Source organism: uncultured Arthrobacter sp. (assembly GCF_947493765.1).
Classification (GTDB): Bacteria; Actinomycetota; Actinomycetes; order Actinomycetales; family Micrococcaceae; genus Arthrobacter_D.
Genome location: NZ_CANLSZ010000001.1, coordinates 324,474 through 345,888, shown reverse-complemented (window position 1 = coordinate 345,888; position 21,415 = coordinate 324,474). Strand labels below are relative to the sequence as shown.

Genomic DNA, 21,415 nt, shown 5'->3' with positions numbered 1-21,415 from the left:
GTGCTGGTCGTCGGATGATCGGCGCCGGGGCGGGCCCGTGCGCGCTCGGATCCCGGGTGGGATCAGGATCCCACCCGACATCGTACGGGTACCGCGTCAGCCCCCGAAGGCCTTCTTCAGCAGGACCTCCTGCTCGATGCCGTGGTTCTTCGCCGAGCCGGTGGCGGTGGAGGCCGACGCCGGTCGCGAGGCCAGGCGGATGGGACGGTCCACCTCCGGCGGAAGATGCAGCCCCATGAACGGCCAGGCGCCCTGGTTGGCGGGCTCGTCCTGGGCCCAGACGATCTCCGCCTGCGGGTACTCGGCCAGGACCGCCGTGATCTCCTCGAGCGGCAGGGGATACAGCTGCTCCACCCTGACGATCGCCGTCGTGGTGTCCTCGAGCTTCTCCCGCTTCGAGAGGAGGTCGTAGTACAGCCTGCCCGACACGAGGATCACGCGCTTCACGTCCTCGCCCGCACTGCGCAGCGCGTCGGGGATGACGGGCCGGAAGCTGCCCTGCGTGAAGTCCTCGACCGAGCTGGCCGCGGCCTTCAGGCGCAGCAGCTGCTTGGGGGTGAAGATGACCAGCGGCTTCCGCGGACGGCGGTAGGCGTGCTGGCGCAGCAGGTGGAAGTGCGAGGCCGCGGTGCTGGGATTGGCCACCACCATGTTCTCCTCGGCGCACATCTGGAGGAACCGCTCGATCCGTGCGGACGAGTGGTCGGGTCCCTGACCCTCGTAGCCGTGCGGCAGCATCAGCACGAGGGAGGAGCGCTGCCCCCATTTCTGCTCCGCGGAGCTGATGAACTCGTCGATGATGGTCTGCGCGCCGTTGACGAAGTCACCGAACTGCGCTTCCCAGATCACGAGCGCGTCGGGCCGCTCCACCGAGTAGCCGTACTCGAAGCCCATGGCCGCGAATTCGCTGAGCAGCGAGTCGTAGATCATGAACGGCGCCTGGTCCTCGGCGAGATCGTCCAGCGGCAGCCACTCGCGGCCGGTCACGCGGTCGTGGAAGACGGCGTGGCGCTGCACGAAGGTCCCGCGGCGCGAGTCCTGGCCGGCGAGCCGCACCGGGACGCCCTCGGTCAGCAGCGAGCCGAAGGCGGCCATCTCGCCGAAGCCCCAGTCGATCCCGCCCTCCCGCGACATCTGCTCCCGCTTCTCGAGGAGCGCCTTGAGCTTCGGGTGCACGGTGAATCCCTCGGGGATGGCCGTGTGCGCCGCGCCGATCCGCGCGAGCCGGTCCGCACTGATCGCGGTCTCGGGCACCGAGCGGTCCCCGCTCTCCGACTGCTGGGAGAAGGGTCGCTCCAGGTCGGCGACGGACTCCGGGTCGTCGGTGATGACCGGGATGGGCGAGGTCTGCGCGGCGTGCGTCTCGGCGAAGACCCGTTCGAGTCGCTCCTGGTAGTCCCGCAGCGCCTGCTCGGCCTCGTCCTGGGTGATGTCCCCGCGGCCGATGAGCGCCTCGGTGTAGAGCTTGCGCACCGAGCGCTTCGCCTCGATGAGGTTGTACATCATGGGCTGCGTCATCGAGGGATCGTCACCCTCGTTGTGGCCCCTGCGGCGGTAGCAGACCATGTCGATGACGACGTCCTTGTTGAACCGCTGCCGAAACTGGTACGCCAGCTGGGCCACCCGCACCACGGCCTCGGGGTCGTCCCCGTTGACGTGGAACACCGGCGCCTGGACCATCTTGGCGACGTCCGTCGAGTACACCGAGGACCGCGAGGAGGTGGGGCTCGTGGTGAAGCCCACCTGGTTGTTCACGATCACGTGGATGGTGCCACCCGTGCGGTACCCCCGCAGCTGCGACAGATTCAGGGTCTCAGCCACCACGCCCTGACCGGCGAAGGCCGCGTCACCGTGGATCAGGATGGGAAGCACCGGGAAGTTCTCACCCTGGTCGAGGAGGTCCTGCTTGGCCCGGACGATTCCCTCGAGGACGGGGTCCCCGGCCTCCAGGTGCGAGGGATTGGCGGCGAGGTAGACCTTGGTCCGGTTGCCGGCGTCGGAGGTGAAGGTCCCCTCGGTGCCCAGGTGGTACTTGACGTCGCCCGAGCCCTGGACCGACCGCGGATCCTGGGTGCCCTCGAACTCCCGGAAGACCTGCGCGTAGGTCTTCCCGGCGATGTTCGTCAGGACGTTGAGCCGCCCCCGGTGGGCCATGCCGATCGCCACCTCGTCGAGGCCGTCGTCGGCCGCCCCGGAGAGCACGGCGTCGAGCAGGGGGATCAGGGATTCCCCGCCCTCGAGGGAGAAGCGCTTCTGCCCCACGAACTTGGTCTGCAGGAAGGTCTCGAAGGCCTCCGCGGAGTTGAGCTTCTCCAGGATGCGCAGCTGTTCCTCGCGGTCGGGCTTCGAGTACGGGTGCTCGAGCTCGTCCTGGAACCACTGGCGCTCCACCGGATCCTGCAGGTGCATGTACTCGATGCCCGTGGTGCGGCAGTACGCATCGCGCAGCACCCCGAGCATGGTGCGGAACTTGAGTGTGGGCTTGCCGCCGAAGCCACCGGTGGGCCACTCGCGGTCCAGGTCCCAGAGCGTGAGGCCGTGGGTGCGGATGTCGAGGTCGGCGTGCTTGCGCTGCACGTACTCCAGCGGGTTCGTGTCCGCCATGAGGTGGCCGCGTACACGGTAGGCGTGGATCAGCTGCTGGATCCGCGCCACCTTGTTGATCTGGTCCATCGGGTCCACCTGGATGTCCGCGCTCCAGCGCACGGGCTCGTAGGGGATCCGCAGGGACTCGAAGATGTCGTCGTAGAAGTTCTGCTCGCCCAGCAGGAGCTGGTGGATGATGCGCAGGAACTCGCCGCTGCCGGCACCCTGGATGACCCGGTGGTCGTAGGTGGAGGTCAGCGTGATGGTCTTGCTGATCGCGTGCTTGGCCAGGGTCTTCTCGCTGGACCCCTGGAACTCGGCCGGGTACTCGAGGGCGCCGGCGCCGATGATGCAGGCCTGCCCCTTCGACAGCCGCGGGACGGAGTGGACGGTGCCGATGCCTCCCGGGTTGGTCAGGGACACCGTGGTGCCGGCGTAGTCGTCCGCGCCGAGCTTGCCGGAGCGCGCCTTCTTGACGAGTTCCTCGTAGGCGGTCCAGAACTCCGAGAAGTTCAGCGTCTCGGCCTTCTTGATGTTCGGTACCACGAGCGACCGCGTGCCGTCGGGCTTGGGCATGTCGATGGCCAGGCCGAAGTTGACGTGCGCGGGCTGCACGGAGGACGGCTTCCCGTCGACGACGTCGTAGTAGACGTTCTGGGACGGGAACTGCGCCAGGGCACGGATGATCGCGTAGCCGATGATGTGCGTGAAGGAGACCTTGCCGCCGCGTGCCCGGGCCAGATTGCTGTTGATGACCACCCGGTTGTCGATCAGGAGCTTCGCGGGGATGGTCCGCACGCTGGTGGCGGTGGGGACCGTGAGGCTGGCCTCCATGTTGGTGGCGATCGCCTTCGCGGGGCCGCGGAGCACGCTGACCTTGTTTTCGTCCATCTGGTCGGAGCGGTCCGAGGCCGGCAGCTGGGCCGGGATGGGGGTGGTCTGCTTCTCGTCCCGCGCGGGCTCGGCCTTCTTCGCCGGCTCGTTGGGGACGGGGGGCTTGCCGCTCTGCTGCGTGCTGGCCGGGCTCTCGCCCGAGGCCTTCGGTGCTTCCGCCTCGGCCTTCACGACGGGCAGTTCCCTCGTGGGAGGATCCGACCTCGGCGCGTCGGGCGCCCGCTCCGGAGCCGGGGGGGTGCGGTGGGCCTGGCCCGCCGATGCGTCCGGGCCCTTCCGGGCCTGCTGCTGATCGTCCTTGCCGGAGCCGGAGCCGGAGCCGGCTTCGGACTCGGCATCGAAGGAGTCGAACAGCTCCCACCACTTCTTGTCCACCGAGTGGCGGTCCTTGCGGAATTGCTCGTACAGCTCGTCAACAAGCCACTCGTTCCCGCCGAATTCTTCAGGTAGACGGTGGCTGGTCTGTTCTGGCACGTCGTATACGCCTCTTCCGTAAGTTGCCCTGAGCGCGAAGCGGTCGGCAGGATCGGCGTGACGCCGGGTCCGGACCCTGTTCAAGTGTAGTGACAGGATCGAAGAACAATCCAATCAGCCATGCCGGGCCACTAGACTCTTCGCGGCTGTCCGACCGGCCCCAGACCAGGGAGATCCATGCGCTTCATCACCCCGCCCACCACCGATCTCACGTACTCCGACGTGTTCCTCGTGCCCTCGGCCTCCGAGGTGGTGTCCCGTTTCGACGTGGACCTCTCCTCGGACGACGGCAGCGGCACCACGATCCCGCTCGTCGTGTCCAACATGACGGCGGTGACCGGCAGGCGCATGGTGGAGACCATCGCGCGGCGCGGCGGTATCGGAGTCCTCCCCCAGGACGTCCCGGCGGAGGTGATCGCCGAGGTCACCTCGTGGGTCAAGGGCCGGCACCCGGTCTTCGAGACACCCCTGAGGCTGGAGCCGCACCACACCGTGATCGATGCGCTCCACCTCATGCACAAGCGTGCGCACGGCGCCGTCCTCGTGGTCGACGGCGCCGGCACCTGCGTGGGCGTGGTGGGTGCCGAGGACTGCGAGGGGGTGGACCGCTTTGCCTCCCTCGATGCGGTGATGCGCCCGGCTCCCGCCGCCCTGGAGGCGTCCCTGTTCGACGTCGACCGAGCGCAGGCCCTGCAGCGGGCCTTCGAGGAACTGGACCGGGCGCGGGTGCCCCTGGCGCCGGTGGTGCGCGACGGCGTCCTGGTGGGCGTCATCACGCGCACGGGTGCGCTCCGCTCCACCATCTACACGCCCGCGGTGGACGCGGCCGGGGGCCTCCGGGTCGCCGCCGCGGTCGGGATCAACGGCGATGTCGGCGCCAAGGCCGAGGCCCTGCTCGAGGCCGGCGTCGACGTGCTCGTGGTGGACACCGCGCACGGCCACCAGCGCAAGATGCTGGACGCGCTCGCCGTCGTCCGCGGTCTCGACCCGGCGGTGCCGATCGTCGCCGGCAACGTGGTCAGCGCGGACGGCGTGCGCGACCTGGTCGCGGCCGGTGCGTCGATCGTCAAGGTGGGCGTGGGACCGGGTGCCATGTGCACCACGCGGATGATGACCGCCGTGGGTCGTCCGCAGTTCTCCGCCGTCCACGAGTGCGCGCAGGCCGCCGCCGAGCTGGGGGCCCACGTGTGGGCCGACGGCGGTGTGCGGTACCCGCGCGACGTCGCCCTCGCACTCGCCGCCGGCGCCTCGCAGGTGATGATCGGCTCGTGGTTCGCCGGCACGTTCGAGAGCCCGGGGGACCTCCAGACGGACAGCGACGGCCGCCGGTACAAGGAGAGCTTCGGGATGGCCTCCGCCCGCGCCGTGCAGAACCGGACGCAGCGCGAGGACGTCTTCGCCCGCGCCCGGAAGTCATTGTTCGAGGAGGGGATCTCCACGTCCAGGATGTACCTCGACCCGGTCCGCCCCGGGGTGGAGGATCTCGTGGACCTGATCACGGCCGGCGTGCGCAGCTCCATGACGTACGCCGGGGCCACCTCGCTGCAGGAGTTCCGGGAGCGCGCACTCGTGGGCGTGCAGTCGGCGGCCGGGTACGAGGAGGGCCGGCCGCTGCAGCAGAGCTGGTGACGCCGGGCCGCGCCGGGAGGGGTCCGGTGCGCAGCCGGCCGGCGATCCGTAGGCTCCGCGGTGTCCGAACCGGTAAACTGGCCGTCTTATGGACAGTCCTTCTAGGAGCCGGCTCGACGCCGGCAACCTCCCAGCCCCCGCCCCTGCGCTCCTGACGTCCGACACGGACCGGCCGACCGGGTCCGCCCCGGACCAGGCGCCGCTGTCCTCCGACGCAGCGGACCCCCTCAGACACGGCCCGCCGGTTCTCCCCGGCACCCAGAGGGAAGGCTAGCCGCGGTGGAATGGATCTATCTGGCGGCCGGCCTCCTGCTCATCCTCGGGACCGGCTTCTTCGTGGCCGTCGAGTTCGCCCTCGTGGCGCTCGACCAGACCTACGTGCAGCGGGCGATCGACGAGGGGGACACCCGGGCCGAACCCCTGCTGCGCTGCCTCAAGTCCCTGTCGACGCAGCTCTCGAGCTGTCAGCTCGGGATCACCCTGACCACGCTGCTCACCGGGTACGTCATGGAACCCTCGGTGGGCCGCCTGCTCGAGACCCCGCTGGCCGCCCTCGGCCTGTCGGAGGCGCTCATCACCTCGGCGTCGCTCGTCATCGCCATGGCCCTGGCCACACTGCTCTCCATGCTCATGGGCGAACTCGTCCCCAAGAATCTCTCGATCGCCCTGCCGTTCCGGGTGGGCCGCGCCCTGGCCCGCCCGCAGCTCATGTTCACGGCGGTCTTCAAGCCGGCGATCATCCTGCTCAACGGCTTCTCGAACCGGGTCCTCAACATCTTCGGCTTCGAGGCGAAGGAGGAGATCTCCGGCGCCAGGACGGCATCGGAGCTGTCCTCCCTGGTCCGCCGGTCGGCGGAGATGGGCACACTCGACCAGGGCACCGCGAACTTCCTGGCCCGCACGTTCAGCTTCTCGGAGCAGACCGCGGCCGACGTGATGACCCCGCGGAACCGCATGGAGGCCATCGACTCGGACCAGACGGTGGCCGACGTCGTCGACGCCGCACGCCGCACCGGCTTCTCCCGGTTCCCGCTGCTCGGTGATTCCGCCGACGACATCCGCGGGGTGGTCCATGTGAAGAAGGCCGTGGCCGTGCCCCGGCACAAGCGCGCCGAGCTGCCGGCCGGCACCATCCTGACCGACGTCCTGCGGGTCCCCGAGACCGTGCACCTGGACTCCCTTTTGAGCGAACTGCGCGAGGCCAATCTGCAGCTGGCCGTGGTGCTCGACGAGTACGGCGGCACCGCCGGCGTGGTCACGCTCGAGGACCTCGTCGAGGAGATCGTGGGCGAGGTCGCCGACGAGCACGACACCTCCACGCCCGGTGTGCTCCAGAGCGCCGCGGGGGACTGGTTCTTCCCGGGACTCATGCGCCCCGACGAGGTGTCGGTGCAGATCCCCGGCAGCGCCGTCCCGGACGAGGCCGGGTACGAGACGGTCGGCGGCTTCATGATGGCCGAGCTGGGGCGTATCGCCGAGCCCGGTGACACCGTGGAACTGCCGACCGGAACGCTGACGGTGGAGCGCATGGACGGCCGCCGGATCGACCGGATCCAGTTCCGGCCGGCACCCCGGACGGAGGACGACGGCGACCCCGCCGTCGTCGCCGAACACGAGGCGGTCCCGCAGGACGAGGGTCGCGCGGACCGTGGCTCCCGCTCCGCCTTCGCGGGCAGCACGGCGATCAGGAGTGAGCGATGAGCGACTGGGCAGGAATCCTCTGGCTGGTGGTGCTGCTCCTCGGCAACGCCTTCTTCGTGGGCGCCGAATTCGCGATCATGTCCGCACGCCGGAGCCAGATCGAACCGCTCGCGGACGAGGGGTCCAAGCGCGCGAAGACCACCCTGTGGGCCATGGAGCACGTCTCGCTGATGCTCGCCTGCGCCCAGCTCGGCATCACGGTCTGCTCCCTGCTGATCCTGCAGGTGGCCGAACCGGCCATCCACCACCTCTTCGTCCTGCCGCTCGAGGCGGTCGGTGTCCCGGAGGCGCTCGCCGGCGGGATCGCCTTCGGCCTGGCGCTGGTCCTGGTGACCTTCCTCCACGTGACGTTCGGGGAGATGGTGCCCAAGAACATCTCGGTGTCCGTGGCGGACAAGGCCGCACTCGTGCTGGCCCCGCCGCTCGTGATGATCGCGCGCGTGGTCAACCCCGTCATCAGCTCGCTGAACTGGATGGCCAACCACATCCTCCGGGCCCTCAGGGTGGAACCCAAGAGCGAGCTGTCCTCGACCTACACGCTGGAGGAGGTCCAGTCGATCGTGGAGGAGTCCACCAAGAGCGGCCTGGTGGACGACGAGTCCGGCCTCATCTCGGGGGCCCTGGAGTTCTCCGGGCAGACCGCCGAGACCACCATGGTGCCCCTCGGCGAGCTCGTGACGGTCCGTACCGACGCCACGCCCGAGGACTTCGAGCGGGCCGTGGGACGGACGGGGTTCTCGCGGTTCGTCATGGTGGACGAGCACGGCAACCTGACGGGGTACATGCACCTGAAGGACATCATGTCCCTGCCGCAGGCCGTCTACCGCAGGCCCATCACGGAGAACAGGGTGCGTACGCTCGCCAATCTCGCGGTCGACGACGCCATCGAGGACGCCCTGTCGGTCATGCAGGCCACCGGGTCACACCTGGCGCGCGTGCTGGGTCCGGACGGCGCGACGCGCGGGGTCCTCTTCCTCGAGGACGTCATCGAGCAGCTCATCGGTGAGATCCGGGATGCGACCCAGAACCAGGGGGCCCGGAGGAACGGAGGTACGGGCGGCGCGCACGAGTCCGTGAGGTGATGCGTGAACGCCGACCCTGCCCGATGGGTTAGGCTCGGACCGTTATTGCAAACAGTTCTCATTAGTTTGATCGAGGTCCCGATGCCCCCGTACCGCCGTCCGGCAGCACCCCTCCTGCTCCTGGCGTCCGTCCTCGCCCTCGCGGGCTGCGGCTCCGGGGCCGGCGGCGACGCCTCCGACACTTCCGACACCGGAGGCTCCCCGGGCGACGACCGCATCTCGATCGTCACCTCCACCAACGTGTTCGGCGACATCGCCGCACGTGTCGGGGGCCAGGAGGTGGACGTGACGTCGATCGTGGACGGGCCCAGCCAGGATCCGCACTCCTACGAGGCCACCGTGCAGGACAAGCTGACGGTCTCCAAGGCCGATCTCGTCATCGACAACGGGGGCGGCTACGACCCCTTCCTGGCCCGCCTCGCCGAGGACACCGACCGGTCCGTACTCAGTGCCGTCACGGTGTCGGGGCTCGATGGCTTCGGGCAGGACGGCGGGCCCGACGCCAACGAGCACGTCTGGTACAGCCTGCCCGCCATGGAGAATCTCGCCGGCGCCGTCGCCGACGAACTCGCCCGCCTCGACGAGCCGAACGCGGAGGACTACCACCGCCGGGCCGAGGCGTTCGCCGAGGAGCTCGCCCCTGTTCGCGACCGCCTCGACACCCTCGCCGCCGACGGGGGCGGCGGCCGGGTGGCCGTCACCGAACCGGTCCCCGTGTACCTGCTGGAAGCCGCCGGGCTCGAGAACGTCACGCCGGGCGGGTTCACGGAGGCCATCGAGGAGGGGACGGATGTCCCCGTCTCAGCGATGGAGGAGATGACCACCCTCGTCTCCTCGGGGAGCCTGGCGTTCCTCGCCTACAACAACCAGACCGAGGGCTCGCAGACCGAGCTGGTCCGCTCGGTCGCCGAGGACGCGGACCTCCCCGTGCTGGACTTCGGCGAGACGCTGCCCGACGGCGAGGACTACGTGTCCTGGATGAGCGCCAACACGGCGGACATCGCCGCGGCGCTCGAGTCCTGAGCGGATGAAGGACACCCACCACAGCCCCGTCCACAGGAAGCCGTTACGCATGACCTCGACCATCCCCGGGCAGGCACCCACCCGGACGGGCGCACCGGCCCGGCCTGCGCTCAGCCTGCGCGGGGCGTCCCTGTCCTTCGGCAGCCGCACACTGTGGGAGGACCTGGACCTGGACGTCATGCCGGGGGAGTTCCTCGCGGTCCTGGGACCCAACGGATCGGGCAAGACGAGCCTGCTGAAGGTTCTGCTGGGCCTGCAGGACCTCGACGCGGGGACGGCGGCCATCGACGGCCGGCCCGTCGCCCGCGGATCCCGCGCGCTGGGCTACATCCCGCAGCAGAAGTCCTTCCCCCCGGACACCCCGCTCCGGGCGCGCGATCTCGTGGGCCTCGGCGTGGACGGTCACCGCTGGGGCCTGCGACTGAGGAGCAGGGACTACACCCGTCGCGTGGGGTCGCTCCTCGAGGATGTCGGCGCGCAGTCCTACGCCGACACACCGGTGGGGCTCCTGTCCGGCGGTGAGCAGCAGCGGCTCCGGGCCGCGCAGGCCCTCGCGACCGACCCCGCCGTGCTCCTGTGCGACGAGCCGCTGCTCTCGCTGGACCTGCACCACCAGCAGGCGGTGAGCGCCCTGATCGACCGGCAGTGCCACGAGAAGAACAGCGCCGTGGTCTTCGTGACCCACGAGATCAACCCCGTGATCGACTACGTGGACCGGGTCCTCTACCTGGCCGACGGCAGGTTCCGTGTGGGGACCCCTGCGGAGGTCATGACCTCCGAGGTGCTCTCCGACCTGTACGGCAGCCCGGTGGAGGTCCTCGAGAGCAACGGCCGGATCGTCGTCGTCGGACTGCCCGACGCCACCACCCACCATCACGAGGGCGTCTGAGCCATGGATCTCCAGGACGCACTCCACGCCGTCTTCACCTTCGACAACTACGCCGAACTCCTGCCGCTCGTGCGCAACTCGCTGCTGGCAGGGGCCGTCCTCGGTCTCCTCGGCGGGCTCATCGGGGTCTTCGTCATGATGCGCGACCTCGCGTTCGCCGTGCACGGCATCGCGGAGCTGTCCTTCGCCGGAGCGGCCTTCGCCCTGCTCGTCGGGGCGAACGTGGTGGCCGGGTCGCTCGTGGGCTCCGTCCTGGCGGCCCTCGTCCTGGGTCTGATGGGTATCCGGGCCCGGGACCGGAACTCGATCATCGGGGTCGTCATGCCCTTCGGCCTGGGACTGGGCATCCTCTTCCTCTCCCTCTACGAGGGCCGTGCCGCGAACAAGTTCGGTCTTCTCACCGGCCAGATCGTCTCGGTGGACGACGTCCAGCTCAATCTCCTGGTGGGCAGCGCCGTCGTCGTGATCGTCGCCCTGGTTCTCATCTGGCGTCCGCTGACGTTCGCCAGCGCGGACGCCGCTCTGGCGGAGGCGCGCGGTGTGCCCGTACGCGGCCTCTCGATCCTGTTCATGGTGCTGCTGGGCGTCGCCGTGGCCCTGTCCATCCAGGTGGTCGGGGCGCTGCTGGTGCTCTCCCTGCTCATCACCCCGGCGGCCGCGGCGCTGAGGATCACCGCCGCGCCGGGCCGCGTGGTGCTCCTCAGCGTCGCCTTCGCGTGCATCTCCGTGGTCGGCGGGATCCTGCTGGCGCTCGGCGGGCGCATCCCCATCAGTCCCTACGTCACCACGATCTCGTTCGCCATCTACCTCATCTGCCGGGCCGTCGGTGCGCGCCGGGGCACAGCGGCCCCCGCGACGAGGGCCCCGCGTGGGTCGGTCGCCGCACCTGCGAGCTGATACCCGGCCCCGGGGGCGGTACGCGGAGCGTCGGCACCGCGGAAGCCACTGTCCTCGGGGGAGTCAGGAACCCGCACGGCGCGCGGTGCACGCGGGGCACACACCCTGGATCTCCACCGTGTGGGCGGCGTCCGTGAACCCGTGCTCGGCGGCGATGCGTCCGGCCCACTGCTCGACGGCGGGTGCCTCGATCTCCACCGCCGTCCCGCACTCCGTGCACAGCAGGTGATGGTGGTGGTGTTCCACGGCGCACCGCCGGTAGACGGCCTCGTTGTCGGCATTGCGCAGCACGTCGACCAGGCCGTCGTCCGCGAGGGACTGCAGGATGCGGTAGGCGGTGGGGAGGGAGACCGATGCGCCGCGGTCGAGCAGCACGCGGTGCAGTTCCTGGGTGCTCACGAAGTCGTCGAGATCGTCGAGGGCCGCACTGACGGCCCGCCGCTGGCGCGTCACGCGCTGACCGGTGCCACGGCCGGCCACAGGTGCGGCCGCGGAGCCGCGTGCGGCGACGTCGGGTACTGCCTCGGGGATCATCTCACTGCCCTTCCGCGGACGTCCTCACGCCCTGGATAGGAGTCAAGATTATCAGCGTCGGCGCCGGTAGGGTGGGGCCATGCTGCTGACCAAGTTCACCCATTCCTGTGTCCGGCTCGAGCAGGACGGCGCGGTGCTCGTCATCGACCCGGGCTCGTTCTCGGAGGTCGACGAGGCCCTGGACGGCGCTGCCGCGATCCTCGTCACGCACGAGCACGCCGACCACCTCGACCAGGACCGCGTGGTCGCGTTCCTCACGGCGAACCCGGCGGTGGAGCTGTGGGCTCCGCAGGGGGCGGTCGACGCCCTCCGCCCGGCCCTCGGCGACGGCGCCGGGCGCCTCCATGCCGTGGGCGGCGGCGAGGAGTTCTCCGCCGCCGGTCTCGCCGTGCGGACCTTCGGCGACCAGCATGCGCTGATCCACCCGCTCATCCCCGTCATCGGGAACGTCGGCTACCTGGTCGAGGACTCGCTGTACCACCCGGGGGACTCCTTCACCGTGCCGGACGGCGTCCGGGTGGACACTCTGCTCGTGCCCGTGCACGCCCCGTGGTCGAAGCTCGAGGAGGTCCTCGACTTCATGATCTCGGTCCGCGCCCCACGCGCCTTCCAGCTCCATGAGGCGCTGCTCAACGACGCCGGACTCGGGCTGGTCGAGGGCCATCTCACGCGGCTCGGAGCCCGGTTCGGCACGGAGTTCGAGCACCTGTCGGTCGGAGGGAGCGTCGAGCTCTGAGCTGGACCTCTGACTTCTGACCTGTGACTTCTGACAGCCGACCTGCCGCCCGTGGCCGGCGGACCTCGGACTCCCGGATCCGCCGGTGTCAGTCGGTGTCAGTGCCGGGGCTGTCCTCCGGCCAAACGCCGGTCGCGAAGAAGTCGTGGAGGACCGCGAGCGGACCGGAGGGGTCCAGACCGCGGTCGGCGAGCCAGGCGTCGTCGTCGTAGGTCGCGGCGTAGCGGTCCCCTGAGTCGCACATCAGCGACACGATGCTGCCGGTGCGTCCCTCGGACACCAGGTCGGCCACCAGCTGCCACACCCCCCACAGATTGGTGCCGGTGGAGGGACCGGCGTGGAGGCCGGTGAGGGTGCGCAGATGACGCGCCGCTGCGACGGACGCCGCGTCGGGCACCCGGATCATGGTGTCGATCACGCTCGGCACGAAGCTCGGTTCGAGTCTCGGCCGGCCGATGCCCTCGATGCGCGAGGGGCGCCCGGCGGGCCGGGATCCCGGGTCCGCCCACGCCGGGTAGAAGGCGGAGTTCTCCGGGTCGACGACGGCGAGGCGCGTGGGGTGACGGTGGTACCGCACGTAGCGGCCGATCGTGGCGCTCGTGCCGCCGGTCCCGGCGCCGACCACGATCCAGTCCGGGAGCGGATGCGGCTCGAGGGCGAGCTGACCGAAGATGGACTCGGCGATGTTGTTGTTGCCCCGCCAGTCCGTGGCCCGTTCGGCGAACGTGAACTGGTCCATGTAGTGGCCCCTGGTCTCCCGCGCCACGGCCTCGGCCTCCGCGTAGACCTCGGAGGCGTGAGCGACGAAGCGGCACGTGCCGCCGTACTGCTCGATCAGGGCGATCTTCTCCGGGCTCGTGGTGCGTGTCATGACGGCGACGAACGGGAGCCCCAGCAGCTGCGCGAAGTACGCCTCGGAGACCGCGGTGGAGCCGCTGGAGGCCTCCACGATGGTGGTCCCCTCCGTGATCCAGCCGTTGACGAGCCCGAACAGGAACAGTGACCGGGCCAGGCGGTGCTTGAGACTGCCGGTCTGGTGCGTCGATTCGTCCTTGAGGTAGACCTGCACACCCCAGTGCTCCGGGAGGGGCACGGAGAACAGATGGGTGTCCGCTGATCTGTTGCCGTCGGCCTCGATCCGCCGCACGGCGTCGTCGGACCACGATCGATCGGCTGAGCTGAACCTGGCCATCGGGCCAGCCTACAAGGCTGCTGCCTGCCGCCCCGGCGTCGCGCGGACGGGGAGTGCTTGGTGTCCTCCCGCCGGTGTGGTGGACTGACGTCCATCAGGATCGGCCGTGAAGGACCTCACGTGCCGGTCACCCGTTCCGACAGGAGATCTCGATGAAGACTCTGATGGATGTGCAGGAACTGCAGGACCGGATGACCTCCGGTGCGCAGCTGATCCTGCTCGACGTACGCTGGGCGCTGGGCGACCCCCACGGCCACGAGAACTACCGCGCAGCGCACATCCCGGGTGCGGTCTACGTGGACCTTCAGACGCAGCTGTGCGCCCCGGGCGGCCCCGGACTCGGCCGGCATCCGCTGCCCCACACCGACGCGCTCCAGGAAGCTGCCCGGCAGTGGGGGCTCGACGACGACTCCACCGTGGTGGCCTACGACGATTCCGGCAATCTCGCCGCCGCCCGCCTGTGGTGGTTGCTGCGCGACGCCGGTTTCGACTCCGTCAGCCTGCTCGACGGCGGCCTGACGGCGTGGCGTGCCGCGGGCTTCGAGGTCGAGGGCGGCGAGGAACAGCACTGCGTGGGCTCCGTGACCCTCTCCTGCGGCCACATGCCCGTCGTGGCCGTCCCGGACCTGCTCGACGATGCGACCGTCGACGTCCTGCTCGACGCCCGCGCGGGAGAACGCTTCCGCGGCGAGCAGGAGCCCGTGGACCCGAAGGCCGGCCACATCCCGGGCGCGGTGAGCGCCCCCACCATGGAGAACCTCGGCCGGGACCGGCGCTTCCGGCCCGCCGCGGAGCTCCGCCGCCGGTTCGGCGCTCTCGGTGCGGATCGGGGGCGCGTCGCGGTGTACTGCGGCTCCGGCATCACCGCCGCCCACGAGATCGCCGCACTGGACATCGCGGGTATCAGCGCCTCCCTGTTCCCGGGGTCCTGGTCGCAGTGGTCCACCACCGAGGGGCTACCCGTCGCCACCGGAGCCTGAGCGGGCAGGACATACCCCCCCCGTGCCGGTCCGGCGGATCACCACTGGTCCGCCGGGTCCGGTCGCGGTAGCGTCGGAGGATGCACCCAGGACGCCCCGGACCACCGCCGCTGCGCGGTGCCGTCGCGCTGCCGGACGGCCCGGCCCGGGGTGCCCCTCCGACCGACTCAGCAGGAGCAACCATGGCGACCATGTTCACGAAGATCATCGAGGGTGAGATCCCGGGGCGATTCATCTGGCAGGACGACGACGTCGTCGCCTTCCTGACGATCGCGCCGATCACGCCCGGCCACACCCTCGTGGTCCCGCGACGGGAGGTCGAGCACTGGCTCGACGCCGAGCCCGAGCTGCTCTCGAAGGTCATGGCCGTGGCGCAGATCATCGGCACGGCCCAGGAGAAGGCGTACGAGGCCCGCCGGGTGGGCGTGCTCATGGAAGGCTACGAGGTGCCCCATTTCCACGTCCACGTCTGGCCCACGCAGTCACCGGCGGACTTCGACGTCAAGCGCGTCGATCTCTCGCCCGACCCGGCAGCGATGGACGAGGCCGCGCAGACGCTGCGCGATGCCCTGCGCGACGCCGGCCACGGCGAGCACGTCCCGGACTGATACCGGGGCGCTGCGCTACCGCCCCGCTACCGGGCGGCGGCGAGGGCCTCGTTCAGCGCGGTGCGGATCCGCTTCTCCGACACGGAGTAGGCCGTCCCCAGATCCTGCGCGAAGAGACTGACCCGCAGTTCCTCGATCATCCAGCGCACGCGGGCGAGGCCTTCAGGGCGGTGGCGGCCGGCGGCGAGGGACGCGACGGCGTCGTCGTAGTCGTCCTCGAGGCGCTGGACCGTGGCCAGGGCGAGCCCGTCCCGCTGCACGTTCGTGGGCAGCTTCTCCAGCCTCACCTCGATCGCCGCGAGATAGCGGGGGAGCTGGGCGAGCTGCGTGTAGCCCGTGGCCGCGACGAAGCCGGGGTACACGAGATGCTCCAGCTGACTCCTGATGTCGTTCAGCGCCGAGATGAGCGCCAGGCTCGTGGTGCCCTTGAGCTGCTTCTGGATGCGCCGGGTGCTCGAGAGCACCTTCTCGACGGTCGCGGTGACGGTGAACACCGTGTCGATCAGTTCGGCGCGCACCGCCTCGTACAGCTGGTCGAACGCCTCCTCGGTCCAGGGCAGGTCCGCCGGGACGAGCTTGTCGATCGCCGCCAGGGTGCAGTCGCCGATCAGCTCGGCGACGCTCCCGTGCGGATTCTGGCTGAAGGTGAGCTTCTCCGTGTTGCTCAGGTGTTCCAGCACGTGCTTCGCGGGGCTCGGGATGCGCAGCGACAGGAGCCTGATGATCCCGGCACGCATGACGGCGCCCTGCTCGCCGGTCGTGGGGAGGACACGCAGACCCACCGAGGTGCCCTCGTCCACGATCGCGGGGTAGCCCGTGACCCGATGACCGGCCACGGTCCGCGAGACCTCGCGCTCCACGGTGCCGAAGACCCAGCTCCTCTCGCCGGTGCGCTCCGCCACGGCAGGAGCCTCCGCGAGGGCGACGCCGCCCGTCGGGACCGTGCCGGCACCCGGGGCCCCGGCCGCCGGTGTCGTATCGGTACGCGACCCGCGCTGGGAGCCGTGCCGACCGCCGTCGTTGCGCCCCTCGTTGCTCCCCTCGTTGCGCCCGTCCTTCCGGCCGCCCGCCTGCCGGCCCGCGGGACCGGTCCCGGCGCGTGCAGTTCCCGGGCCGCGCCCCCCGGGACCCGGTGCCTGCGTGGTGCCCGGTGTGGCGCCGAGCGATTGCGCGATGGCCCGGCTGACGGCCGGGGCGAGGGACTCCTTGAGTGCTTCCAGGTCACGCGATTCGTCCAGGACGCGCCCGTCGGCGTCGACGACCCTGAACATCATGAGCAGATGCTGCGGGACGGCGGACCAGTTCCAGGAACCGGGCGGGATGATGTGACCGCGTGAGCGCCGCAGGACGAGTTCCAGGGACGTCTCGAGATCGTCCTGCGCCGGATCCGCGTCGGCCGCCAGGGCCGCGACGGCGGTGCGGGCCACATCGGGGGCCGGGACGAAGTTCTTGCGCACCTGCTTCGGGAGCGACTTGATGAGCGCCGTGACGAGGTCCACGCGCTGGCCGGGGATCTGCCAGCGGAACGGCCGGGAGTCGAGCTGGTTGAGGAACAGGACGGGGATGGTGACCGTCACGCCGTCGTGCGCCTCCGGGGTCAGCGGTGAGAACTCGTACGTCAGCGGCAGCTCGAAGCCTGCTTGGTGCCAGGTGCTCGGGAAGGCCGCCTCGTCGAGATCGGCGGCGTCCTCGCTGCGCAGCTGGTCCGGGTCGAAGTCCAGCAGATCGGGCCGGTCGTGGCGCGCCTTCTTCCACCAGGAGTCGAAGTGCCGTTCCGAGACGACGTCGGGGCCGATGCGCTGGTCGTAGAACTCGAACAGGGTCTCGTCGTCCACGCGCAGGTCCCGGCGGCGCAGCCGGTTCTCCAGCTCCTCCACCTCGGCCAGGCGGGCCTGGTTGCGGCTGAAGAAGGTGTGGTGCGTCTTCCAGTCGCCCTCCACGAGGGCATGGCGGATGAACAGTTCGCGGGCCACCTCGCGGTCGATCCGCCCGTAGTTGATGCGCCGCTGCGGCACGATCGGCACCCCGTACAGCGTCACCTTCTCGTAGGCCATGACCGAGCCCATCTTCCGGGACCAGTGCGGCTCGCTGTAGGAGCGCTTGACCAGATGCGGAGCCACCTGCTCGGCCCACAGGGGATCGATCCGGGCCACCACGCGGGCCCACAGCCGGGACGTCTCCACGAGTTCGGCCGCCATGACCCAGTCGGGGGACTTCTTGAACAGGGAGGAGCCCGGGAAGATCGCGAAGCGTGTGCCGCGCGCTCCGGCGTACTCGCGCTTGCGCTGGTCGTAGAGGCCGATATGGCTCAGCAGGCCCGAGAGCAGGCTGACGTGGATCTGCTCGTGCAGGCCCACGGGGTCCACGGGTCCGGCGTGCAGCGTGATCCCGAGCGGCTTGGCGAGCTGGCGCAGCTGCTGGAAGAGATCCTGCCACTCCCGCACGCGCAGGTAGTTGATGAACTCCGTGCGGCACAGCTTGCGGAACTGGGTGGAGGAGAGCTCGTCCTGCTTCTGCTGCAGATACCGCCACAAATTCAGGTACGCCGTGAAGTCGGAGTTCTCGTCCACGAAGCGCTTGTGCTTCTCGGCGGCCTGCTGCTGCTTGGCGGGCTGGTCCGCCGACGGCCGCTCCCGCGGGTCCTGGATGGTCAGGGCGGCCGCGAGGACCATGACCTCCTTCACGGCACCGCGGTTCCCCGCCTCGACGATCATGCGGCCGAGGCGCGGGTCCACGGGGAGCTGGGCGAGCTGCCGGCCCACGGGGGAGAGGCCGCCGTCGTCCTTCAGGGCACCGAGCTCGCGCAGCAGGGTGACGCCGTCGTTGATGGCCTTCGACTCCGGGGGCTCCACGAACGGGAAGTCCGCAATGTCCTTCGGCCCGCGCGTGACGCCCATGGCGGCCATCTGCAGGATGACGGCGGCCAGGGACGTGCGCAGGATCTCGGGTTCGGTGAACGGGCGCCGCGCGGCGAAGTCCTCCTCCGAGTACAGGCGGATGGCGATGCCGTTCGAGACACGGCCGCTGCGGCCCGAGCGCTGGTTCGCCGAGGCCTGCGAGACGCGCTCGATCGGCAGGCGCTGCACCTTGGTGCGGTGCGAGTAACGGGAGATGCGCGCCGTGCCGGTGTCGATCACGTACTTGATGCCGGGCACGGTCAGCGATGTCTCGGCCACATTGGTCGCGAGCACGATGCGCCGGTGGTTCCCCGTGGGGCGGAAGACGCGGTGCTGTTCCTCCAGCGAGAGCCGGGCGAACAGCGGGAGGACCTCGGTGCCCCGCAGGCGTGCGCTCGACTGGATGCGGGCGCGCAGCACCTCGGCGGCGTCGCGGATCTCGCGCTCGCCGGAGAAGAACACCAGGATGTCCCCCGGGGCCTCCGCGCTCAGCTCGTCGACGGCGTCGGACACGGCGTCGAGCGGGTCGCGCTCCTCCTCCAGCTCGCTGTCCGCGCCGCTCGCGGTATCGCCGTCGTCGAGCCCGCCGGGCGGCTGGTCGAGCGGCCGGTAGCGGATCTCGACGGGGTAGGTGCGGCCGGAGACCTCGATGATCGGTGCAGGGGAGGTCTCCTCGACCGCGGCGTCGGCCGCGAAGTGCGCGGCGAAGCGCTCGGGATCGATGGTGGCGGAGGTGATGATGACCTTCAGATCGGGACGCTGCGGCAGGATGCGCTTGAGGTACCCGAGGATGAAGTCGATGTTCAGGCTGCGCTCGTGGGCCTCGTCGATGATGATGGTGCTGTACTTGCGCAGCATCCTGTCGTGCTGGATCTCGGCCAGCAGGATGCCGTCGGTCATGAGCTTGAGCTTCGTCCTCCGCCCCACGGAGCCGGTGAAGCGGACCTGGTAGCCCACCTCCTCGCCGAGGCTCACCTGCAGTTCCTCGGCGATGCGCTCCGCGACGGTACGGGCGGCGAGCCGGCGCGGCTGGGTGTGGCCGATCAGCCCGTGCTCGGCGAGCCCGAGTTCGAGGCACATCTTGGGGATCTGCGTGGTCTTCCCCGAGCCGGTCTCGCCCGCGATGATGGTGACCTGGTTGGCGGCGATCGCGGCCATGATGTCGGCTCGGCGTTCGGAGACAGGGAGATCGGCGGGGTAGGAGATTGTCAGTGCCATGGTTGTCTCCCAGTCTAGGTCCTCGCACCTGTGCCTACCGGGTCCGCCGGACCACCAGCCACAGCGACCAGCTGCTCAGGGCAGCGACGCCCATGATGACGACGGCGAGATTCGATCCGTCGTCGTCGATGAGGAGTGCGAGGACCGCAATGGGCTGGGCGAGGGCCTGGATGCGCAGATAGGACAGGGCTAGCTCGCGCAGTGCCAGGAGGCTGATCCAGCCGTGGCGTGGGAGGGGCAGGAGCAGGAGATAGAGCACGAAGAGGGCGTGGAGACCGGCGACGAAGACGGGGAGCCAGGGCCATCCCGGTGGCATGTTGACGGCGTAGGAGACCACCAGCAGGAGCAGGGACAGCGCGACGAGGCCGGTCGAGGGCAGGATCGCGGCGGCAGCGACCACGAGGAGGGGTAGCGCGATCCACGCCGACCCGTCCCACGCCATACCGTCCCACACCACGCCTCCGAGCAGGACGGCGGTCAGAGCGGTGGCGCACCGGAGCGTCCATAGGGGGACGAGTCCGCGGCGATCGGGAACTGCCCGTACGCCGGCGGGCTGCCCGGAGCGGCGCATCATCAGCGGTTGCTCCGGATCGTGCTTGGGGCCGCGCCTGATGCGGTGCTCCTGCCCGCCCCTGTGCTCCTGCCCGCGCGGCGTGCCAGCAGCCGCAGGCCGGTCCCGAGATCCATCAGGGCGCCGTCCACGAGCGGCGCGTCGGGCGCCGCGGCCGGTGCGCCGTCGGGCACCCTTCTGGGTGCACGACGCGCGGAGCCGGAGAGGACGGTGATGCCCTCGGCCCTGAGTTCCTCGAGGAGCAGCCGGCGTCGCAGCAGGGTCAGTCGTACGGTGCTCGCCTGCGCGGCGGAGGTCTCCGTCCGCTCCAGGGAAGGTACGCAGTCCACGCCGACCACCGGGTGACCCTGCGCGTGCCAGAGGCGCAGCAGACGCGCCGGCTCGTCGTCGAGGAAGGCCGAGAAGACCATCACGACGGCTCCCTGCGGCGGGAGGGGGTCCCGGCGTCGCCGGCGCCGCGGGACGACGGCGGTGCCCGCGAGGCGTGTGCGGATCTGCTCGAGCTGCCGTGCTCCGGCTGCCGTGCGCAGCGCTCGCCGCGTGCCGGAGAGATCGTCGAGCCCCACGCGGTCGCCGGCGGCCAGGTACGAGGCCGCGACGGTGGCTGCCGCCGTCCGGGCCACGTGCAGCGAGCCCTGACCGAGGACGTCGGTGCCCGTGGCGAACCAGTCCTCGGTGGACGCCGGCAGATCATGTGCCTGATCGATGATCAGGAACACGGATGCCTCGGCGTCCGCGAAGGTCCGTCGCACCATGAGCCTGTCCTGGTCGGCCGATCGGCGTGCCGTGGCCCGCCAGTCGATGCGCCGCTGCTGATCTCCCGGCTGCATCGGGGCGATGGACCTCAGCTCACCGCCCTCGCCCGGACGCCTCGAGGTGTGGGAGCCGCTGAGTCCGCTCAGGCGCCTGGACACAGGTCCGGCCAGGCTCGGGCCCAGCTGCGGGAGGATGGTAACCCGGACCGGCGGGGCCTGGACGAAGTCGGTGGTGGCGGTGAGGTCGGCGGAGAAACCGGCGGAGCCGTAGGAGAGGACGGCGACCTCCCCGGAGACGGGGATGTCAGCGAGGAAAGGGCAGGTCTCGTCCGCCCGGAGGACCAGCGCGTCGGCGGGACACCCCGGAGCCGCCAGGGTGACACCGACGAGGGACGACGCCGATGGCTTCGCCGTCGAGCGGGGCGTGACCAGGAGCCGGAGTCTGCTGCTGTCCCCTGCGAGCCGTCGCTCCGTCTGGATCCGGATGGAGGGCTCCGTCACGGTGTCTGCTGCGGTGCTGGACGTGCTGGAGATCCGTCCGGAGAGGGCGAGGAGGGCGAACGGGGCCGCCAGGGCCACGGTCTCCGGACGCCCCGAGACCAGGCCCCCGATGACGCAGATCAGCGTGACGATCAGGGCGAGCGCCCGGCCGGGGGAGCGGGTGGCATCCTTGCTCCGGGCCGCACCGCCGCCGGCCCTCGTGCCCTCAGCCGTCTTGCCCCGGGCCGTACTGCCTTCAGCCACAGTGC

The 21,415-nt window shown here is 70.4% G+C and carries 15 protein-coding genes; 9 read left to right on the top strand and 6 right to left on the bottom strand.

The features are described from left to right. Window positions 1-96 precede the first annotated feature (96 nt). Complete coding sequence (locus Q0747_RS01660) at window positions 97-3,954, bottom strand: multifunctional oxoglutarate decarboxylase/oxoglutarate dehydrogenase thiamine pyrophosphate-binding subunit/dihydrolipoyllysine-residue succinyltransferase subunit (protein WP_298251516.1); 3,858 nt, start codon at window positions 3,952-3,954, stop codon at window positions 97-99. Window positions 3,955-4,131: 177 nt separating this feature from the next. Here Q0747_RS01660 and Q0747_RS01655 point away from each other — a divergent pair, with 177 nt between their 5' ends. The 6 genes from Q0747_RS01655 (at window position 4,132) to Q0747_RS01630 (ending at window position 11,175) form a co-directional block, all read left to right on the top strand. Further along, complete coding sequence (locus Q0747_RS01655) at window positions 4,132-5,583, top strand: GuaB1 family IMP dehydrogenase-related protein (RefSeq protein WP_298251515.1); 1,452 nt, start codon at window positions 4,132-4,134, stop codon at window positions 5,581-5,583. A gap of 279 nt (window positions 5,584-5,862) precedes the next feature. After that, the gene (locus Q0747_RS01650) at window positions 5,863-7,284 is read left to right on the top strand and encodes a hemolysin family protein (RefSeq protein ID WP_298251514.1); all 1,422 of its coding nucleotides are present in this window, start codon (window positions 5,863-5,865) and stop codon (window positions 7,282-7,284) included. Continuing rightward, window positions 7,281-8,366 carry a hemolysin family protein gene (locus tag Q0747_RS01645; RefSeq protein WP_298251513.1) on the top strand — a complete coding sequence of 362 codons (1,086 nt, stop codon included), beginning with the start codon at window positions 7,281-7,283 and terminating at the stop codon, window positions 8,364-8,366. The genes Q0747_RS01650 and Q0747_RS01645 overlap by 4 nt, the downstream gene beginning before the upstream one ends. Window positions 8,367-8,447: 81 nt before the next feature. Next, the gene (locus Q0747_RS01640) at window positions 8,448-9,389 is read left to right on the top strand and encodes a metal ABC transporter solute-binding protein, Zn/Mn family (RefSeq protein ID WP_298251512.1); all 942 of its coding nucleotides are present in this window, start codon (window positions 8,448-8,450) and stop codon (window positions 9,387-9,389) included. A 49-nt stretch (window positions 9,390-9,438) separates the two neighbouring features. Beyond that, window positions 9,439-10,278 (top strand): metal ABC transporter ATP-binding protein, encoded by an 840-nt coding sequence (locus Q0747_RS01635; protein WP_298251511.1) that lies wholly within the window; start codon window positions 9,439-9,441, stop codon window positions 10,276-10,278. 3 nt (window positions 10,279-10,281) lie between these two features. Next, on the top strand, window positions 10,282-11,175 hold the full coding sequence (locus tag Q0747_RS01630) for a metal ABC transporter permease (RefSeq protein ID WP_298251510.1): 894 nt from the start codon (window positions 10,282-10,284) through the stop codon (window positions 11,173-11,175). A gap of 63 nt (window positions 11,176-11,238) precedes the next feature. Here Q0747_RS01630 and Q0747_RS01625 read toward each other — a convergent pair whose 3' ends face one another. After that, window positions 11,239-11,709 carry a Fur family transcriptional regulator gene (locus Q0747_RS01625; protein WP_298251509.1) on the bottom strand — a complete coding sequence of 157 codons (471 nt, stop codon included), beginning with the start codon at window positions 11,707-11,709 and terminating at the stop codon, window positions 11,239-11,241. 79 nt (window positions 11,710-11,788) lie between these two features. On the opposite strand from Q0747_RS01625, the gene Q0747_RS01620 reads away from it, so the two are divergent. Next, the gene (locus Q0747_RS01620; protein ID WP_298251508.1) at window positions 11,789-12,445 is read left to right on the top strand and encodes an MBL fold metallo-hydrolase; all 657 of its coding nucleotides are present in this window, start codon (window positions 11,789-11,791) and stop codon (window positions 12,443-12,445) included. Window positions 12,446-12,533: 88 nt separating this feature from the next. Here the strand turns inward: Q0747_RS01620 and Q0747_RS01615 are convergent, their stop codons facing one another. Continuing rightward, a complete protein-coding gene (locus Q0747_RS01615; protein WP_298251507.1) occupies window positions 12,534-13,637 on the bottom strand; it encodes a PLP-dependent cysteine synthase family protein in 1,104 nt (367 codons plus the stop codon). 152 nt (window positions 13,638-13,789) lie between these two features. On the opposite strand from Q0747_RS01615, the gene Q0747_RS01610 reads away from it, so the two are divergent. Beyond that, window positions 13,790-14,617 carry a sulfurtransferase gene (locus tag Q0747_RS01610; protein ID WP_298251506.1) on the top strand — a complete coding sequence of 276 codons (828 nt, stop codon included), beginning with the start codon at window positions 13,790-13,792 and terminating at the stop codon, window positions 14,615-14,617. A 182-nt stretch (window positions 14,618-14,799) separates the two neighbouring features. Further along, complete coding sequence (locus Q0747_RS01605) at window positions 14,800-15,225, top strand: HIT family protein (protein ID WP_298251505.1); 426 nt, start codon at window positions 14,800-14,802, stop codon at window positions 15,223-15,225. A gap of 26 nt (window positions 15,226-15,251) precedes the next feature. On the opposite strand, the gene hrpA is transcribed toward Q0747_RS01605, so the two are convergent. The 3 genes from hrpA to Q0747_RS01590 are packed head-to-tail and all read right to left on the bottom strand — an operon-like array spanning window position 15,252 to window position 21,410. Beyond that, window positions 15,252-19,340 carry an ATP-dependent RNA helicase HrpA gene (gene hrpA / locus Q0747_RS01600; protein WP_298251504.1) on the bottom strand — a complete coding sequence of 1,363 codons (4,089 nt, stop codon included), beginning with the start codon at window positions 19,338-19,340 and terminating at the stop codon, window positions 15,252-15,254. A 34-nt stretch (window positions 19,341-19,374) separates the two neighbouring features. Continuing rightward, window positions 19,375-19,914 (bottom strand): hypothetical protein, encoded by a 540-nt coding sequence (locus tag Q0747_RS01595; RefSeq protein ID WP_298251503.1) that lies wholly within the window; start codon window positions 19,912-19,914, stop codon window positions 19,375-19,377. Then, window positions 19,914-21,410: a DUF58 domain-containing protein gene (locus Q0747_RS01590; RefSeq protein ID WP_298251502.1), complete on the bottom strand. Its 1,497-nt coding sequence runs from the start codon at window positions 21,408-21,410 to the stop codon at window positions 19,914-19,916. Before Q0747_RS01590 ends, Q0747_RS01595 begins: the two co-directional genes overlap by 1 nt. Between the last annotated feature and the right edge of the window lie 5 nt (window positions 21,411-21,415).

What these genes read in the sequence shown, in the direction of transcription:
- Q0747_RS01655 (WP_298251515.1), top strand. Translation starts at nt 4,132, where the DNA reads ATGCGCTTCATCACCCCGCCCACCACCGATCTCACGTACTCCGACGTG.
- Q0747_RS01645 (WP_298251513.1), top strand. Translation starts at nt 7,281, where the DNA reads ATGAGCGACTGGGCAGGAATCCTCTGGCTGGTGGTGCTGCTCCTCGGC.
- Q0747_RS01640 (WP_298251512.1), top strand. Translation starts at nt 8,448, where the DNA reads ATGCCCCCGTACCGCCGTCCGGCAGCACCCCTCCTGCTCCTGGCGTCC.
- Q0747_RS01635 (WP_298251511.1), top strand. Translation starts at nt 9,439, where the DNA reads ATGACCTCGACCATCCCCGGGCAGGCACCCACCCGGACGGGCGCACCG.
- Q0747_RS01630 (WP_298251510.1), top strand. Translation starts at nt 10,282, where the DNA reads ATGGATCTCCAGGACGCACTCCACGCCGTCTTCACCTTCGACAACTAC.
- Q0747_RS01625 (WP_298251509.1), bottom strand. Translation starts at nt 11,709, where the DNA reads ATGATCCCCGAGGCAGTACCCGACGTCGCCGCACGCGGCTCCGCGGCC.
- Q0747_RS01620 (WP_298251508.1), top strand. Translation starts at nt 11,789, where the DNA reads ATGCTGCTGACCAAGTTCACCCATTCCTGTGTCCGGCTCGAGCAGGAC.
- Q0747_RS01615 (WP_298251507.1), bottom strand. Translation starts at nt 13,637, where the DNA reads ATGGCCAGGTTCAGCTCAGCCGATCGATCGTGGTCCGACGACGCCGTG.
- Q0747_RS01610 (WP_298251506.1), top strand. Translation starts at nt 13,790, where the DNA reads ATGAAGACTCTGATGGATGTGCAGGAACTGCAGGACCGGATGACCTCC.
- Q0747_RS01605 (WP_298251505.1), top strand. Translation starts at nt 14,800, where the DNA reads ATGGCGACCATGTTCACGAAGATCATCGAGGGTGAGATCCCGGGGCGA.
- hrpA (WP_298251504.1), bottom strand. Translation starts at nt 19,340, where the DNA reads ATGGCACTGACAATCTCCTACCCCGCCGATCTCCCTGTCTCCGAACGC.
- Q0747_RS01595 (WP_298251503.1), bottom strand. Translation starts at nt 19,914, where the DNA reads ATGATGCGCCGCTCCGGGCAGCCCGCCGGCGTACGGGCAGTTCCCGAT.